The sequence below is a fragment of the Streptomyces sp. NPDC050842 genome, assembly GCF_044456565.1.
Lineage (GTDB): Bacteria > Actinomycetota > Actinomycetes > Streptomycetales > Streptomycetaceae > Streptomyces.
The window spans coordinates 284,119-300,041 of record NZ_JBITGA010000009.1 but is presented as its reverse complement, the minus strand read 5'-3'; the positions used below and the strand labels follow the sequence as shown (position 1 = coordinate 300,041).

General features: G+C 72.9%; 13 protein-coding genes. 6 read left to right on the top strand and 7 right to left on the bottom strand.

Annotated features, from left to right (window positions below):
- Window positions 1-58 precede the first annotated feature (58 nt).
- Window positions 59-706: a TetR family transcriptional regulator gene (locus tag ACIBG6_RS29360; protein WP_017241026.1), complete on the bottom strand. Its 648-nt coding sequence runs from the start codon at window positions 704-706 to the stop codon at window positions 59-61.
- A 308-nt stretch (window positions 707-1,014) separates the two neighbouring features.
- Here ACIBG6_RS29360 and ACIBG6_RS29355 point away from each other — a divergent pair, with 308 nt between their 5' ends.
- Window positions 1,015-1,800 (top strand): VOC family protein, encoded by a 786-nt coding sequence (locus ACIBG6_RS29355; protein ID WP_399225679.1) that lies wholly within the window; start codon window positions 1,015-1,017, stop codon window positions 1,798-1,800.
- 171 nt (window positions 1,801-1,971) lie between these two features.
- Window positions 1,972-4,467 carry a PQQ-binding-like beta-propeller repeat protein gene (locus ACIBG6_RS29350; RefSeq protein ID WP_399225678.1) on the top strand — a complete coding sequence of 832 codons (2,496 nt, stop codon included), beginning with the start codon at window positions 1,972-1,974 and terminating at the stop codon, window positions 4,465-4,467.
- Window positions 4,468-4,486: 19 nt separating this feature from the next.
- Here ACIBG6_RS29350 and ACIBG6_RS29345 read toward each other — a convergent pair whose 3' ends face one another.
- Window positions 4,487-5,134 carry a hypothetical protein gene (locus ACIBG6_RS29345; RefSeq protein ID WP_399225676.1) on the bottom strand — a complete coding sequence of 216 codons (648 nt, stop codon included), beginning with the start codon at window positions 5,132-5,134 and terminating at the stop codon, window positions 4,487-4,489.
- A 124-nt stretch (window positions 5,135-5,258) separates the two neighbouring features.
- Here ACIBG6_RS29345 and ACIBG6_RS29340 point away from each other — a divergent pair, with 124 nt between their 5' ends.
- Window positions 5,259-5,870, top strand: a complete 612-nt coding sequence (locus tag ACIBG6_RS29340) for a hypothetical protein (RefSeq protein ID WP_399225675.1) — start codon at window positions 5,259-5,261, stop codon at window positions 5,868-5,870.
- On the opposite strand, the gene ACIBG6_RS29335 is transcribed toward ACIBG6_RS29340, so the two are convergent.
- From ACIBG6_RS29335 to ACIBG6_RS29325, 3 genes are read right to left on the bottom strand one after another with little or no spacing between them, the layout of a single operon-like run.
- Entirely contained in the window at window positions 5,857-6,633 is a 777-nt protein-coding gene (locus ACIBG6_RS29335) for an enoyl-CoA hydratase/isomerase family protein (RefSeq protein ID WP_399225674.1), read from the bottom strand. The two genes, ACIBG6_RS29340 and ACIBG6_RS29335, sit on opposite strands and share 14 nt — an antisense overlap.
- Window positions 6,630-7,061, bottom strand: coding sequence for an OB-fold domain-containing protein (locus ACIBG6_RS29330; protein ID WP_317601909.1), 432 nt, complete (start codon window positions 7,059-7,061; stop codon window positions 6,630-6,632). Before ACIBG6_RS29330 ends, ACIBG6_RS29335 begins: the two co-directional genes overlap by 4 nt.
- A gap of 21 nt (window positions 7,062-7,082) precedes the next feature.
- Window positions 7,083-8,225, bottom strand: coding sequence for a lipid-transfer protein (locus ACIBG6_RS29325; RefSeq protein ID WP_399225673.1), 1,143 nt, complete (start codon window positions 8,223-8,225; stop codon window positions 7,083-7,085).
- 121 nt (window positions 8,226-8,346) lie between these two features.
- Between ACIBG6_RS29325 and ACIBG6_RS29320 the strand changes: the two genes are divergently transcribed.
- Entirely contained in the window at window positions 8,347-9,897 is a 1,551-nt protein-coding gene (locus tag ACIBG6_RS29320; protein ID WP_399225672.1) for a FadD3 family acyl-CoA ligase, read from the top strand.
- 147 nt (window positions 9,898-10,044) lie between these two features.
- Window positions 10,045-10,692 carry a hypothetical protein gene (locus ACIBG6_RS29315; protein WP_399225670.1) on the top strand — a complete coding sequence of 216 codons (648 nt, stop codon included), beginning with the start codon at window positions 10,045-10,047 and terminating at the stop codon, window positions 10,690-10,692.
- A 245-nt stretch (window positions 10,693-10,937) separates the two neighbouring features.
- On the opposite strand, the gene ACIBG6_RS29310 is transcribed toward ACIBG6_RS29315, so the two are convergent.
- Both ACIBG6_RS29310 and ACIBG6_RS29305 read right to left on the bottom strand, forming a co-directional pair.
- Entirely contained in the window at window positions 10,938-11,141 is a 204-nt protein-coding gene (locus ACIBG6_RS29310) for a hypothetical protein (protein WP_399225669.1), read from the bottom strand.
- A gap of 223 nt (window positions 11,142-11,364) precedes the next feature.
- Window positions 11,365-14,379, bottom strand: a complete 3,015-nt coding sequence (locus ACIBG6_RS29305) for a BTAD domain-containing putative transcriptional regulator (RefSeq protein WP_399225668.1) — start codon at window positions 14,377-14,379, stop codon at window positions 11,365-11,367.
- A 244-nt stretch (window positions 14,380-14,623) separates the two neighbouring features.
- Here ACIBG6_RS29305 and ACIBG6_RS29300 point away from each other — a divergent pair, with 244 nt between their 5' ends.
- Entirely contained in the window at window positions 14,624-15,865 is a 1,242-nt protein-coding gene (locus tag ACIBG6_RS29300) for an amidohydrolase family protein (protein ID WP_399225789.1), read from the top strand.
- The last annotated feature ends 58 nt before the right edge of the window (window positions 15,866-15,923 follow it).

Genomic DNA, 15,923 nt, shown 5'->3' with positions numbered 1-15,923 from the left:
ACCACCGTCGGCGTCGACGACAGGACGGGTGAAGGAGGGGGAGGGAGGGGGGTAGGGGCTATCTGGTCGGCTTCTTGCCGGTGATGCCCAGGTGGACCAAGAGGGCGAGGTTCGGCTTGAGTTCGGCCTGCTTGACGCCCCAGGTCTGGAAGCCCTTCTGGTGGCCGGCGACCGAGGCCAGCATCGCCACCAGGGAGCCCGCCATGGCGGCAGGGTTGACGTCCTTGTCGACCTTGCCCTTGGCCTGGAGCTCCTTCACCGCGTCCGTGAGGGAGTTGGTGACCGAGTTCAGGATCTTCATGCGGATCTTGTAGAACCGCTTGTCGCCCTCGGCGGCACCGAGGTCGACGACCCGGAGGATCGCGTCGTGTTTGCGCCAGAAGTCCAGGAAGCCTTCGACGAGTTCCTCGGAGGTCTGCCAGCCGGCCTTGCCGACCCAGGAGCGGCCGGAGACCAGCTCGGTCAACCCGGCGCCCTCCTTGGCCATTTCCTCCGCGATCTCGAGGACCGCACCCTCGACGTCCGGGAAGTACTGATAGAACGTCGCGGGTGAAGTACCCGCCTTCCGGGCCACGTCGATGACCTTGACGTCCCGGTACGGCGAGGAGCTGAGCATCTCACCGAGGCAGTCGAGCAGCTTCTGCCGCGTCGCCTGGCCGCGTCGTCCGGCCACGCGGCCGTCGACGGTGCGTACTTGTCCTGTCATGCCGTCAGCTTACCGAGGGGCGATCGGCGCGCGATTCGGCCGACTGCAAATGGGGTGCGGCCCGGTTCCGGGGGCGTTCCGGGAGGTCGGGGAGGGTCTGGGGCCCGGGGTGCGGGGGCGGGTTCAAGCCAGGGCGAGGGGGTCATCGGATCGGCCGGGGGAGCCCCGTACCCGAATAGGCTTATGAACAGCCTGTGGACAACTTCGGTGGACAACTCAAGCGCCCCAAGGGTTCCAGGCCCCTAAATCGCCCACTTGTTCCCATATCGGGGTGTGCGGGTCCGACCACACCGTCATAGCGTGGACCCATGGCGCCACGTACTGAGGGCACCCCGTGCTGGGTGGACGCGCAGCTCCCCGATCTCGAAGCGGGCAAGCGCTTCTACGGCGAGCTCTTCGGCTGGACCTTCGACCCCGATCGCGACGAAGCCCTCCTCGACGGGCGCCGGGTCGCCGGGCTCCTCCCCAAGCGGGACGGCCGCATGCCCACCACCTGGACCGTCTACCTCTTCACCGAGAACGCGGGCACCCTCGCCCAGCGGATCAAGGCCGCCGGCGGACAGATGGTCATGGAGCCCTACCCCGTCGGCCCGTTCGGCGTCCTCGCGCTCGCCGCCGACCCCGGCGGCGCCGTCTTCGGACTCCGCCAGGCGGGCGACGACAACGGCTTCGAGAAGACGAACGAACCGGGCGCCTTCTGCTGGATGGAGGTGTACACCCGCCGGCCGGACGCCGTCGACACCTTCTACGCCACCGTCTTCGGCTACCTCGGCCGCCAGGCCGACGCCGACGAGGAGGGCAGGTCGGCCGGCTTCGACTACCGCGTCTGGTCGCCCCCCGGCTCCCGCCCCGGCGACGACAGCGCCTTCGGCGGGCGGGCCGTCATCACCGACGACTTCCCCGCCGAGATGCCCGGCCACATCCTCGTCTACTTCGTCGTCGACGACTGCGACGAGGCCTGCGAGACCACCGTCCGGCTCGGCGGCCGGGTCGCCACCCCGCCCTTCGACACCCCGCACGGCCGCATCGCCGTCCTCCACGACAACCAGGGCGCCCGCTTCGCCGTCCTCGCGGAACCCGCCGCTACGCCCTGATCCGCCCCGATCCGTCCGGGCCGGGAGGATCCGCGCACCCCCCACCGGGCCGGACCGATATGAGGTGTGACACCCCGATCCGCCCCCGGGTTCGCAACCAGGCCCTCGGACAGGAAGAATCAGGGCCACGGGGCCGTACCCTCATGGCCCGTACGGGGAGGTGGCAGGCAAGTGGAACAGCTGACGCAGCACGACCCGAGACGTATCGGGCCCTTCGAGGTGCTGGGCCGGCTCGGCGCGGGCGGAATGGGCCTGGTCTATCTCGCGCGCTCGGCCTCGGGCCGGCGCGTGGCGATCAAGACCGTGCGCACGGAGCTCGCCGAGGACCAGCTGTTCCGGGTCCGTTTCACCCGGGAGGTGGAGGCCGCCCGGGCGGTCTCGGGCTTCTACACGGCCGCCGTGGTGGACGCCGACCCACGGGCCGCCGTGCCGTGGCTGGCCACCGCCTACGTCCCCGCGCCCTCCCTCGAAGAAATAGTGAACGAGTGCGGGCCGCTCCCGGCCCAGGCCGTGCGCTGGCTCGCGGCCGGTGTCGCCGAGGCCCTCCAGTCCATCCACGGCGCGGGCCTGGTCCACCGCGACCTCAAGCCCTCCAATGTCCTCGTCGTCGAGGACGGCCCCCGGGTGATCGACTTCGGCATCGCGTCGGGCGTCTCCAACACGCGCCTGACCATGACCAATGTCGCCGTCGGCACCCCCGCCTACATGTCGCCCGAGCAGGCCCGCGACTCGCGCAGCGTCACCGGCGCGAGCGATGTCTTCTCGCTGGGCTCCATGCTGGTCTTCGCCGCCACCGGCCACGCGCCCTTCCACGGCGCCAACCCGGTCGAGACCGTCTTCATGCTGCTCCGCGAGGGCCCCGACCTGGAGGGCCTGCCCGACGAGCTGCGGCCCCTCATCGACTCCTGCATGCAGATGGACGTCACCCGGCGGCCCAGCCCGGCCGACCTCCAGGCCCAGCTCGCCCCGCACCTCTTCGGTCCCGGCAGCGACGACAGCGGCACGGCCTCGGCCTGGCTGCCGCACACCGCCACCGCCATGATCGAGGAGCGGCGCAACGGCGGCCGCTCCGTCCCCGGACCGGTCGCCCCGCCGAGGCCGCCGCGCCCGCCCCGGGAGCCCGCCGACTGGTCCGGCGACCCGCGCTCCCCGGAGCCCGGTCCCGGGCCTTCCGGCGGCCGGCAGCCCGCGCACGCCGGCGGCGGCCCGCAGCCCTCGCACGCCGAAGGCGGCCGACAGCCCGAGCCCGCGCACCTCGGCGGCCGGCACGCGGGTCCCGCCGAGAGCGCCGGCGGCCCCGTCCGCCTGGGCGGCGCCACCGTCCCGATCGGACCGGGCCCCCGGGTCTCCGACACCCGGGCCGCGCTCGCCGTCGGCCGGAGCGCCGACGCGGGCCCGGCGACCGGCTGGATCCGGCCGCCCGCCGGCGGCCCGCACGGCGCCGAGCCCGGCCCGCTGCCCGGCTCCCGCCCCGTCTCCGTACCCCCGCAGGGTGAGGCCGCCGCTCCGGCGCAGCCGCCGGAGCCCGGCCCCTGGCGGCCCTGGCGCTTCCGGATGTCGAACGACGTCTGGGGCACCCCGGTCGTCGACGGCGACCTGCTCTACGTGACCTCCTTCGAGGTGCACGCCCTGGACACCGGCAGCGGCCGGCGCCAGTTCAAGACCCGGGACGTGGCCTGGTCGATGGCCGTCGCCTCGGGCCGTATCCACGCCTCCGACGGCCCCACGCTGTACGCCCTCGACGCGACCGACGGCAGCGAGCGCTGGCGGCTGCACACGGACGCCTGGGTGTACTCCCTCCAGGTCGACCGGGGCACGGTCGTCACCGGGACGCGCGGCGGCGGGGTCCAGGGCTGGGAGGCCTCCAACGGCGCCAAGCTGTGGGAGATCACCGGCGCCCAGACCGACTTCGAGACCCCGGAGGCGGGGCCCGCCGTGCACGGCGACACCGTGTACGTGTGGCGGGAGGCCCGGCTCCAGGCCCTCGACGCCCGGACGGGCGCGGAGCGCTGGTCGTACCCGATCGGCGACGCCGCCTCCTGCGCCAACGTGCCCATCCGGGTCGCCCCGGCCGAGGACGGCTGCGTGTACGTCTCCGCCGGCACCCGGGTCCTCTCGATCGACATCGCCGCCGGACACGTCCGCTGGCACTTCGAGGCGCCCGCCGTCTTCCTCTCCCCGCCCGCGTTCGCCCCGGGACCGGCCGTCACGGGCGGCGGCGTGTACCTCTCCGACCACCTCGGCACGGTGTACGCGCTCGACGCCACGACCGGCCAGGACCGGTGGCGGATCGCGACCGAGCCGCGCCAGTCGGCGGAGCCGGTGCTCGTCGCCGACGGCAATGTCCACGTCGGCAGCGGCAGCGCGCTCTACACGCTCGACGCGGTCACCGGCACCCCGAGGTGGCGGTTCGCGGCGGGCGGCGAGCTCGTCGGCTCCCCGGTCGTCGCCGACGGACGGGTGCACTTCGGCTCCGCCGACCACGTCCTGTACACCCTGGACGCGACCGGCGGCCAGCTGCGCTGGAAGCTCGCGACGGGCGGCGAGATCACCGGCTCGCCGGTGGCGAAGGGCGGAGTCGTGTACGCGTGCAGCAAGGACCGCTGCGTGTACGCGCTCGACGCGGTCAAGGGCACGGCCACGGGCAGGGGGTCGGCTCCGCGCTGACGCCCGCTTCCCGCCGGGGCTAGCGCCTGTCCGGCGGAGGCGGTGCCTGCGGAGGCGGGCCGTCCCGGTCCGGGTCCCGGACCGGGACGTCGAACGGCTGGGTCGGGGCCGCGTACGGGGCCGAGGCCTGCGGGTGGCGGTGCGGCTCGTCGCCGAGGTCGTGCGGCAGGTCGTCCGGCGGCGGACCGTCCAGCGTGGGGTGGGTGGGCCGCGGCTCGTGGTCCCCCCGGTCCACCCGGTGCGTCCCGTGCGGCCGGGTCCGGCCGGACATGACGAGCGCGCCGATCAGCAGCAGGACCCCGCCGCCGAAGGCGTTCGCGACACCGTCGCCCAGTCCCCTGCCGTCGCCGGAGATCACGAGGCTCCCCTCGGCCTGGCCGACCCGCACCATCCAGAAGACGGTGAAGCCGAGGACGACGAGGCCGGCGAGGGCGACGAGCAGTCGGGAGCGGAGGGCGATCCCGACGAGCGTGACGAGGGCGGCGAAGGCGAAGGGCAGCAGGATCGAGCCGATCACCTCGGCCTTTGCGTCCGTGATGCCCGTGAACAGCTCGTCGATCGCGTAATCGCGTCCGTGACGGCCGTCGTACCAGGCACGGAAGGGACTCCAGACGGCGGCCGTCGCTCCGGTGAGGGCCAGCACCGAGCCGATGACGTTACGGATCATCGATCGGCCTCCTTGGCGGTCCGGCTCCCGCTCCCGACGCTACGCCGGGTGCGGGGGGCCCGCCAGGCGGCACGCGCCATCCCCTAGGGTGGCGCGGACACGACATGGAGACACGGGAGGACCGATGGTGCGCACGCGCCTGAAGATGGCGGCGACGCTCACGGTGGTGGTGCTCGCGCTGACCGGATTCCAGACAGGTCACGGCAGCAGCAGCGGCGGCGGCGGCGGCAGCGGCAGCGGGAAGAGCAAGAGCGGCAAGAGCCGCGGTCACTCGGACGACGACGATTCGGGCGGCGGTTGCTCCAGCGACGAGAAGAGCAACGACGACTACAGCGGCTCGGGCGGCTCCGGGTCGCAGGCGACGGCGCCCACCCCGACGGCCTCCCGCGCGGTGGCCGAGGTCGTGGTCGTCGACTGCGTGAAGCCCGCGCAGCGGAAGCGGAAGGGCAAGCCCGCCCGTAAGGCGGACACCACGGCGACCCTGCGGATCACCTCGAAGAGCGCGTACACGGAGACGTTCGCGGTGACCCTGGAGTTCAAGGGCGCGTCGGGGTCCGCGGTGGACTCGGCCGAGGCCCTCGTCACCGTCGAGGGCGGTGCGACGAAGACCTTCGAGGTCGCGATGAAGACCCCGAAGGCCGTCGATCGGGTGAAGAACTGCTGGGTGTACGACGTGCGCGAGGAGCCCGGCGCGACCGACATCCCCTCGGAGACCCCCTCCGCTACCTCGTCCTGAACCCCGCCCCCCGCCGGGTGAACAGCTCCGCCTGACGCTCCGGCGTCAGGTTGCCCAGGGCGACCAGGTGCGGCGCGTGGGCGAGGGCCGGGGTGCGGGACGGCTCCGTGACCGACCAGAGCGCCCGGACCGTGCCCTGGACGGCCTCGGTCGGGTGCCCTGCGATGACGGCGGCGGCCCGCACGGCGGCCTCCAGGGCCCCGCCGGCCGGGGTCAGCTCGGAGACGAGGCCCGTCTCGTACGCGCGCCGGGCCGAGACCCGTTCCGCGCTGCCCATCAGGGCCATCCGGGCGATCTCCCCGTAGGGCATCCGCTGGGCCATGTGGATGGTCTCGAAGGCGCTGACCATCCCGTAGGTGGTGTGCGGGTCGAAGAAGGTGGCGTTCTCCCCGGCGACCAGGAACTCGGCCTCGCCGAGCAGGTAGAACGCCCCGCCGCACGCCATGCCCTCGACGGCGGCGACCACCGGTTTCCACAGGTCGTTCGCCTTGGGGCCGATCGTGAGGAGCGGGTCGTCGATCGTGTACGGGGACGAGGGCTGCGGGATGTTCCCGACGGCGTCCCGGTCGATGCCGGTGCAGAAGGCCCGCCCTCCGGCCCCGGTGACGACGATCGCGCGGACCTCGTCCTCGTACCGGAACCCCCGCCAGGCGGCGGCGAGCTCGCGGGCCATGTCCAGGGTGATCGAGTTGTGCTTCTCCGGCCGGTCGAGGGTGACGACGGCGACCCCGGTCTCCTTGTCGCGCTCTACGCGTACGGTCATCCGCGCTCCAGGAGCCAGCGCGGGACGGTGACGCCGTCGACCTCGGTGAAGGCGACCTTCACCGCGGCGCCGATGCGCAGCCGGCCCGGGTCGACCGAGTTCAGGGGTGCGTCGGGGGTGGTGACGACGTTGCCGACGAGGCGGATGCGGGGGGCCTCGGCCAGTTCGACGAGGACCGCGTTGTACCCGGGCTGGGCGGCGTAGTCGGGCAGGAGGGGCGGGTGGGGCAGGACGTACGACCAGATGCGGCCGCGTCCGGACATGAGCCGCCACTCGCTGTCGAAGGAGCGGCAGTGCGGGCAGCAGGGGCGGGGCGGGAAGCGCAGCTCGCCGCAGTCGGGGGCCGCGCAGGCCTGGACGCGGAGCTCGCCCCGGGCGGCGTACTCCCAGAAAGGAGCGCCGTCCTCGTCGGCGACGGGTGTCAGCATCGGCATGGGTGTCTCGGCTCCTCAGGCTCGAAGGAGGATCGCGGAGGTGGGGACGCCCTCGCCGGCCGTGACCAGGCAGGTGGCGGCGTCGGGTACTTGGGCGGTGGAGCTGCCGCGGAGTTGCTTCACGCCTTCGTTGATGAGGTTGAAGCCGTGGACGTACGCCTCGGAGAGGCCGCCGCCGCCGGTGTTGAGGGGCAGCCGGCCGCCGATCTCCAGGGCGCCGCCCTCGGTGAACGCGGCGCCCTCGCCGCGCCCGCAGAAGCCGTAGCCCTCCAGGGAGAGCGGGACGAGCGGGGTGAAGGCGTCGTAGATCTGGGCGACGTCGACGTCCTCGGGGCCGAAGTCGGCCTGTTTCCAGAGGTGTCGGGCGGCGGTCCAGGCGGGTCCGGAGAGCGGGTCGTCGTTCCAGTAGTTGACCATGCCGTGGTGCTGGGCGGGCAGGCCCTGGGCGGCGGAGTGCACGTACACCGGCTTCTGGCGGCAGTCGCGGGCCCGTTCGGCGGAGACGATGACGCAGGCCAGCGCCCCGTCGGTCTCCAGGCAGTTGTCGAAGAGGCAGAGGGGTTCGCTGATCCAGCGGGAGGTCATGTACATCTCGCGGGTCATCGGGCGCTCGTACATGATCGCGGCGGGGTTCTGGTTGGCGCGGTTGCGGCAGGCGAGCGCGACGTTGAAGAGGTGGTCGCGGGTGGCGCCGTACTCGTGCATGTAGCGGCGGGCGAGCATGCCGATCTCGTCGGCGGGGCGGAGCAGCCCGAAGGGGCGGGTCCACTGGCCGGGGGTGGCGAGCTGGGCGGCGGTGTTGGTCCAGGGCCGGGGGCCGCTGCCCCGCTTCCGCGACCGCCAGGCGATGCCGACGCTCGCCTGCCCGGCGGCTATGGCGGCGGCGAGGTGGCCGACGGTGGCGCAGGAGCCGCCGCCGCCGTAGCCGACCTTGGAGAAGAAGGTGACGTCGCCGGCGCCGATGGCCTTGGCGACCTCGACCTCGTCGGTCTCCTCCATCGTGTACGAGGCGAAGCCGTCGACCTCGGAAGGGTCGATCCCGGCGTCGTCGAGGGCGGCGAGGATCGCCCGGCAGGCGAGGGCCTTCTCGGACTCGGGGAGCTGTTTCGCGAAGGCGGTCTGTCCGATACCGACGATGGCCGTGGCGTCCTTGAGCAAGACAACCTCCAGGAATGGCGACGCTACTGAGCCGCTGGGCTACTGACAGCGCGTCAGGTTACAACTAATCTGACGGATAGTCAGCTCACGGGAGCGGGCGGAGCAAGCGCTGGAGGTGGAGATGCGCGGAGACCTGGAGTGGGGCACGATCCCCGGGCTCGTACGGGCGGCGGCCGAGCGGTACGGGGAGCGGGAGGCCGTCGTCGACGGACGCGCCCGCGTCACGTACGCCGAACTCGGCGAGCGCGTCGAACGGGCCGCCGCGGCCTGTCTCGCCACCGGGATACGGGCGGGGGACCGGGTCGCGGTCTGGGCCCCCAACACCCTCGACTGGATCGTCTCGGCGCTCGGCGCCGTCACCGCGGGCGCCGTCCTCGTCCCCCTGAACACCCGCTTCAAGGGCACCGAGGCGGCGTACGTCCTCCAGAGCTCCCGGGCCCGCCTGCTCTTCGTCACCGGCACCTTCCTCGGCACCTCGTACGTGGCCTCCCTGCGCCGCTCCGGCGTCGCCCTCCCGGATCTGGAGAAGGTCGTCGTCCTCGGCGACACCGCGCCCGACGAGGCGGGCTGGACGACCTGGAAGGCCTTCCTCGCGGAGGGCGACCGGGTCCCGGCCGCGCGGGTCCGCGCCAGGGCCGACGCGATCGACCCCTCCGACCCCTCCGACATCATCTACACCTCGGGCACCACGGGCCGGCCCAAGGGGGCCGTCATCGGCCACGCCCAGACGCTGCGCTGCTACGAGGTCTGGTCCGAGCTCGCCGGCCTCCGCGAAGGCGACCGCTACCTCGTGGTCAACCCCTTCTTCCACACCTTCGGCTACAAGGCCGGGATCCTCGCCTGCCTCATGCGCGGCGCGGTGATCGTCCCGCAGCCCGTCTTCACCGTGGACACCGCCCTCGCCAACATCGCCGCCGAGCGCATCACGGTCCTCCCCGGACCGCCCACCCTCCACCAGTCCCTCCTGGACCACCCCGCCCGCGCCGCGCACGACCTCTCCTCGCTCCGCCTCGTCGTCACGGGCGCGGCCGTGGTCCCGCTCCGGCTCGTCGAGCGGCTCCGCACGGAACTGGGCGTCGGCACGGTCCTCACGGCGTACGGACTCTCCGAGGCGAGCGGCATCGTCACGATGTGCCGCCGCGACGACCCGGACGAGACCGTCGCCACCACCTCGGGCCGCCCGATCCCGGACACGGAGGTCCGCCTCTCGCCCACCGGCGAGGTGCTCGTCCGGGGTCACCACGTCATGCGCGGCTACTTCGAGGACGAGGAGGCGACGGCGGCGGCGATCGACGGGGACGGCTGGCTGCACACCGGGGACGTCGGCGTCCTGGACGAGGCGGGGAACCTGCGGATCACGGACCGGCTGAAGGACATGTTCATCGTGGGCGGCTTCAACGCCTACCCGGCCGAGATCGAGCAACTCCTCGGTCTCCACCCCGACATCGCGGACGTCGCGGTCGTCGGCGTCCCCGACCCGAGGCTGGGCGAGGTGGGCAAGGCCTTCGTGGTCAGGAGAGCGGAGGCGCGGATGACGGCGGACGACCTGATCGCCTGGTCGCGGCGGGAGATGGCGAACTTCAAGGTGCCGCGGGAGGTCGAGTTCGTGGCGGAGCTGCCGAGGAACGCGAGCGGGAAGGTGGTGAAGGGGGAGCTGAGGGCACGGGGCTGAAGGCGGCGGGCTCGCGGCGCGGGCTCACTGCGCGGGCTCACGGCGCGCGCTCGCGGCGCGGGGGAGTGCAACCAACTCCCCACGTGTACACGTCATACGAGCAGTCTTACGCTCCCCTTACCCCGCCCCCTCCTCCAGGAGCAGCCGGTGTCGACGCAAGAGATCCGCCTCACCCTCACCCCGCAGCAGGCCGCCACCGGCGTCGTCATCCCGGTCAACCTGCCGACGGGTCCCGTGCAGCTCGCCGTCCCGCCCTGCCGCAACGGCGACCTGGTTCCGGCGCGGCTCGGCAACGACACGGTGTACGTGCGCATCACGGTCTCGGGCGGCAAGAAGTCCGGCGTCCTGGGCTGCCTGGTCCCGCTCGTCGTGATCGGCGCGCTCGTGGGCGGCGCGTTCCTCCTGAACGACGACAAGGACTCGGCCGGCTCCAGGGGCCCGGGCCCGATCCCGACCTTCTCGGTCTCGCCGTTCCCGACGCTCGACCCTCTGGGCACGGCCACCGCGACCCCCACCGAGGAGGAGCCCGAACCCTTCGACAAGGGCACCTGCCTCAACGGGCAGCTGCCCGACTCGGAGACGGCGCAGACCGTCGACGACGTCGAGGAGGTCTCCTGCTCGGCCTCGGACGCGCACTACAAGGTGATCCAGACGTTCCCGTTCACGTCCGACATGAACAAGTGCAACGCCAACCCCAAGACGGAGTACGCCTTCTCGCACCGGTACACGATGAACGGCGCCGTCATCAGCCAGTACGTCTACTGCCTGGTCGGCCTGGGCTCCTACGCCCGCTGAGGCGGCCTGCCGAGGCCGCCCGCTGAGGCGGCCCGGCATCCACGACGACGAGGAGGGGCCGGGCAATTGCCCGGCCCCTCCTCGCGGTGGTCCGATCGCGTTGCGCACGGGCCCCGCCCGGACGGATCCCCCCTGGGTCCGTCGGGTGTCCCCCGAGTCCGTGTGCTCCCCCGTCGACCGGACCTCCCTGGGCCCCGGCGGCTCCCCCGAAGTCGCCGCCGCGGCCTTTCCCCGTCGGGAATGGTCTACTTGGCCGGCTCCGACGTCGCGTGGAGGTCTTCGGTCGTGGCGACGGGCGGCTGCTTCTGGGTCAGGATCTTGTCCGCGATCGCGTTCGCGGGCTCGGACGTGGCGTGCAGGTCCTTGGTGACGATCTGCTCGCTTCCGGTGCCCGTGGCGTGCAGGTCCTGCGGCTTGACGATCGGGTCCGTGGCGTCGATGTCGCCCATGGTGGTCCCTTCCTGATGGATGGCTTCGCGTGCTGGTGTGTGGAGCCCGCCCGGCTGTTCCCCCGTGGACGGTCGGACGGGCCCCTGGGGGCCGTTCACCCTAGTGCTTCGGAGAGACGGCTTCACCGGCGACCCGTCTGCCCCCCGACGCGGCGGATCGATGAGGACGACTCTGCCGGGTGGCGATAAACGAATGATGAACGTTCGTTGGAACGGCCCGGGGTCAGGCGGCCATGCGTGCTGCCAGCAGCGCCCTGACCTCGGACGCTTCCGGGACCGACAACTCCTCGTAGATGTCGAGGGCTTCCTGCCAGCAGACCTGGGCGCGTCCCGACTGCCCGATTCCGTGGAGCGCCCGGCCCAGGACGGTGAGGACGTTACCGCGCCGCCATTCGCCGCCGATGCCGCGGAGGACGGTCAGTGCCTTCTCCGCGCTCGCCGCGGCCGCCCCGTACCGGCGGGCGGCGATGTCGACCTCGGCGATGCGGAAGAGGGCCATGCCCTCCCACAGCCTCTGCCGGCTGTCCACGAAGACGGCGAGCGCCTCGCGGAGCCGCTGACCGGCGGCCGGGAGCTGTCCGCTCGCGGTGAGCGCGAGGCCGAGGGCGTAGCGCCCGTTCGCGCCCCTGAGGGCGTGGCCCATGTCGTCGTACATGTCCACCCCCTGCTGGGCCATGCGGACGGCGTCCTCCTGCCGGCCCGTCGCGAGGTGGATGCGGGAGAGGTTGCACAGTGCCGCGGCCTCGCCGGCGCGGTCCCCTGCGGCACGGAACGCGTCGATGGCCAGGGTGAGGTGCCTGTCCCCGTCCTCGTAGCGCGTCTGGTAGAGCGCGATGGCGCCCCTGGCGTTCGAGGCCCAGCAGGTGGGGAGCGGATCCTCGACGGACCGGGCCATGCGGACGACCTGCTCGGCCTCCTGCTCGGCGCGGTCGAAGCGTCCCTGGTGGTGGTGCACGTACGCCAGGGTCAGGGCCGCCCGGCCCTCGGTCCGGACGTCGCCGGTCCGGCCCGCCGCCTCCCGCAGCACCGTCGCCACCGCCTCGTACTCCCGGGAGTTCGCGCCCGACTCCGCCAGGTCCAGGGACGCCCACAGCAGGTCGACCGCTCGGCGGAGGGTCGTCGGGGACGGGGCCGACTGGCGGACCGTGGCCAGGAGGCAGTTGGCCTCCGCGTACAGCCAGTCCTGGGCCGTGTGGCGGTCGGTGAAGGTGAGGCCCTCGTGGGTGGTGGGTTCCAGGTGGTCGACGAGGCGGTCGCCCGGGCGCTCGATCGCGTACACCCTCGCCGCCGTCGAGAGGTAGAAGTCCAGGAGGCGGGACAGGGCCGCCTCCTTCTCCGACGGGGGCTGCTCGTCGCGGTCCGCGCAGGCACGCGCGTAGAGCCGGACCAGGTCGTGGTAGCGGTAGCGGCCCGGTGCCGCGGATTCCAGGAGGGACGTGTCGACCAGGGCCTCCAGGAGGTCCTCCGTGTCCCAGAGGGGGAGGTCCAGGACGGCCGCCGCGGCCGCGAGCGAGATGTCCGGGCCGTCGGCGAGGCCGAGGAGGCGGAAGGCGCGGGCCTGGGCCGGTTCGAGCTGGCCGTAGCCGAGTTCGAAGGTGGCCTTGACCGCGAGGTCGCCCGCCTGGAGTTCGTCGAGGCGGCGGCGCTCGTCGGCGAGCTTCGCGGCCAGGACCGAGACCGTCCAGGTGCGGCGGGCCGCCAGGCGGGACGCCGCGATGCGGATCGCGAGGGGGAGGAAGCCGCAGGCGGCGACCACGTCGAGGGCCGCTTCCCGTTCCGCCTGGACGCGTTCCTCGCCGACGATCCTCGTGAAGAGCTGGAGCGCCTCCTCCGGGGACATCACGTCCAGGTCCACCAGGTGCGCGCCCGCCAGGTCGACCATGCGGATGCGGCTGGTGACGAGGGCCGCGCAGCCTGCCGTGCCGGGCAGGAGCGGGCGGATCTGGGCCGCGTCCCTCGCGTTGTCGAGGAGGACCAGGACCCGCCGGCCGTCGAGCGTCGAGCGGTAGAGCGCGGCGCGGTCGTCGAGGGAGTCCGGGATGGCCGAGTCGGGGGTGCCGAGCGCGCGGAGGAAGGAGCCGAGGACCGTCTCGGGTGCGGTGGCGCGGTTGCCCGCGCCCTGGAGGTCCACGTACAGCTGGCCGTCCGGGAAGTGCGGCCGGGCCTCGTGGGCGACGTGGACCGCGAGGGTCGTCTTCCCGACGCCGCCGATTCCCGCCAGCGCCGAGACGGCCATGACGTGGCCCTCGGCCGTCGCGAGACGGGCACCGAGCTCCCGTACGAAGGAGACGCGACCGGTGAAGTCCGGGACAGTGGCGGGGAGTTGGGCGGGGCGTGCCACGGGTGCGGCCGCCGGGGCCGCTTCCTCGACGGGGAGGGCCAGTTCGGCGTCGCCCTGGAGGATGCGCTGCTGGAGCCGGGAGAGTTCGGGCGTCGGGTCGACGCCGAGCTCGTCGGCGAGGAGCCGGCGCGTGTCCGCGTACACGGCGAGCGCCTCCGCCTGCCGTCCGCCCCGGTAGAGGGCGAGCATGAGGAGCTCGCGGAGCCGCTCGCGCAGCGGGTGCGCGGCGGTGAGGGCGGTGAGCTCGGAGACGGCCTCGGCGTGCGCGCCGACCTCCAGGTCGATGTCGAGCCGGGTCTCCAGGAGCGTCAGCCGCCACTCCTCCAGGCGGGTCCGCTGCGTCTCGGCGTACGGGCCGGGTACGGAGGCGAGCACCTCGCCGTCCCACAGGGCGAGCGCCTCGGCGAGCCGGGCCCGGGCGCCCGCCCGGTCTCCGGAAGCCCGTAGCTTCTCGGCCTCGCCGGCCAGTTCCTGCGCGGTGAGGAGGTCCAGGGCCTTGGTGCGCAGGGCGTAGCCGCCGGACTCGCTGACCAGGACCTTGGGATCCAGGGCCTTGCGGAGGCGGGAGGCGTACGTCCGTACGGCCGCGAGGGCCTGCGAGGGCGGTTCCTCGCCCCAGAGCGCGTCGATCAGCTCCGAGGCGGTGGCGGTGCGTCCGCCGCGCAGGAGCAGGGCGGCGAGCAGGGCGCGTTGCTGCGGCGAGCCGGTGGGCAGGGCTTCGCCGTCCCGCCAGGCGCGTACGGGGCCGAGCACGCCGAAGCGCAGCTCGCCGCCGATCGCACTCCTGATGCCCGTGTCCGCGCTCACGTCGGAATCCGTGCCCGCGCCCGCGTCGGCACTCGCGCCCGCCTTCCGAGCGCGCTGCACCGGAACTCGCGGCCCGTCTTCACGGCCCATAGCTCCCCCTGCCCGTACCGCTGGTTTCGCCCAGGACAGTCTGCCTTGTCCGGAGGGAGTCCGTCAGCATCGGGTCGGCCGAGAACGGGGCCGGGAGCGGGACTGGAGCGGGGCTGGAACCGGGTCGTTGCACGACCGTTGTACGCCACGATAGCTGACGGGTCGTCAGATCAGCGCTACCGTGAAAGCCATGGAGCGCATGGAGAGCACGGAGAGCAGTAGGGAGAGCGGCATGGAGCGCGGCATGGACAGCGGCACGGAGACCGTCCCCGGGGACTTCCCGCAGATCATCTCGGTGGACGACCACACCGTGGAGCCCCCGCACGTATGGCGGGAGCGGCTCCCGTCCCGCTTCCACGACACCGGCCCCCGGATCGTCCGCGCCCCCCTCAAGGAGATGACCTTCCTCGGCGGCAAGTTCGCGCCGGTCATGGGCGCCAAGGGCGACGACGGGCCCATCGGCGACTGGTGGGTCTACGAGGACCTGCACCGGCCCCTCACCCGGCTCGACACCGCCGTCGGCTACGACCGGGACGAGATACGGCTCGAAGTCATCACCTTCGAGCAGATGCGGCCCGGCTCCCACTCCGTCCCCGACCGCCTCGCCGACATGGACGTCAACCACGTCCAGTCCGCCCTCTGCTTCCCCACCTTCCCGCGCTTCTGCGGGCAGACCTTCACCGAGGCGAGCGACCGCGAGCTCGGCCTGCTCTGCGTCCGCGCCTACAACGACTGGATGGTCGAGGAGTGGTGCGGCCCCGAGGCGAACGGCAGGCTCATCCCGCTCACCCTCATCCCGCTCTGGGACCCCGAACTCGCCGCCGCCGAGGTCCGCCGCAACGCCGCGCGCGGGGTGCGGGCCGTCGCCTTCTCGGAGATCCCGCCCCACCTCGGGCTCCCCTCGGTCCACACGGACCACTGGGACCCCTTCTTCCGCGCCTGCGACGAGACCGGCACGGTCATCGCCATGCACATCGGCTCGTCCAGCCGGATGCCGTCCACCTCCGCCGACGCGCCGCCGGCGGTCGGCTCCACCATCACCTTCGCGAACTGCTGCTTCTCGATGGTCGACTGGCTGATGAGCGGCAAGTTCGAGCGCTTCCCGAACCTGAGGATCATGTACGCGGAGGGGCAGATCGGCTGGATCCCGTACATCCTGGAGCGCGCCGACGTCGTCTGGGAGGAGAACCGCGGCTGGGGCGGGGTCGCGGACAAGGTCCTGCGCCCGCCGTCCGAGCTCTTCGCCGGGCACGTCTTCGGATGCTTCTTCGACGACGCCTTCGGCCTGAAGAACCTCGACTCGATCGGCGTCGGGAACGTCCTGTACGAGACGGACTACCCGCACTCCGACTCCACCTGGCCCAAGTCGCGCGAGGTCGGCGAGGCGCAGATGGGCCACCTGGCACCGGACGTCGTCGACCGCATCGTCCGCGGCAACGCGATCGACCTCCTTGGGCTCACGGCGGAGGGGCTCTGGCGGCCGTAGAGGCCCCGTAGGGGCCGTAAGGGCCGTAAGGGCCGTAGGGGCCGTAGGAGCCGTAAGG

Coding starts and splice junctions, on each gene's coding strand:
- ACIBG6_RS29360 (WP_017241026.1), bottom strand. CDS start 706: ATGACAGGACAAGTACGCACCGTCGACGGCCGCGTGGCCGGACGACGC.
- ACIBG6_RS29355 (WP_399225679.1), top strand. CDS start 1,015: ATGGCGCCACGTACTGAGGGCACCCCGTGCTGGGTGGACGCGCAGCTC.
- ACIBG6_RS29345 (WP_399225676.1), bottom strand. CDS start 5,134: ATGATCCGTAACGTCATCGGCTCGGTGCTGGCCCTCACCGGAGCGACG.
- ACIBG6_RS29340 (WP_399225675.1), top strand. CDS start 5,259: ATGGTGCGCACGCGCCTGAAGATGGCGGCGACGCTCACGGTGGTGGTG.
- ACIBG6_RS29335 (WP_399225674.1), bottom strand. CDS start 6,633: ATGACCGTACGCGTAGAGCGCGACAAGGAGACCGGGGTCGCCGTCGTC.
- ACIBG6_RS29330 (WP_317601909.1), bottom strand. CDS start 7,061: ATGCTGACACCCGTCGCCGACGAGGACGGCGCTCCTTTCTGGGAGTAC.
- ACIBG6_RS29320 (WP_399225672.1), top strand. CDS start 8,347: ATGCGCGGAGACCTGGAGTGGGGCACGATCCCCGGGCTCGTACGGGCG.
- ACIBG6_RS29310 (WP_399225669.1), bottom strand. CDS start 11,141: ATGGGCGACATCGACGCCACGGACCCGATCGTCAAGCCGCAGGACCTG.
- ACIBG6_RS29305 (WP_399225668.1), bottom strand. CDS start 14,379: ATGGGCCGTGAAGACGGGCCGCGAGTTCCGGTGCAGCGCGCTCGGAAG.
- ACIBG6_RS29300 (WP_399225789.1), top strand. CDS start 14,624: ATGGACAGCGGCACGGAGACCGTCCCCGGGGACTTCCCGCAGATCATC.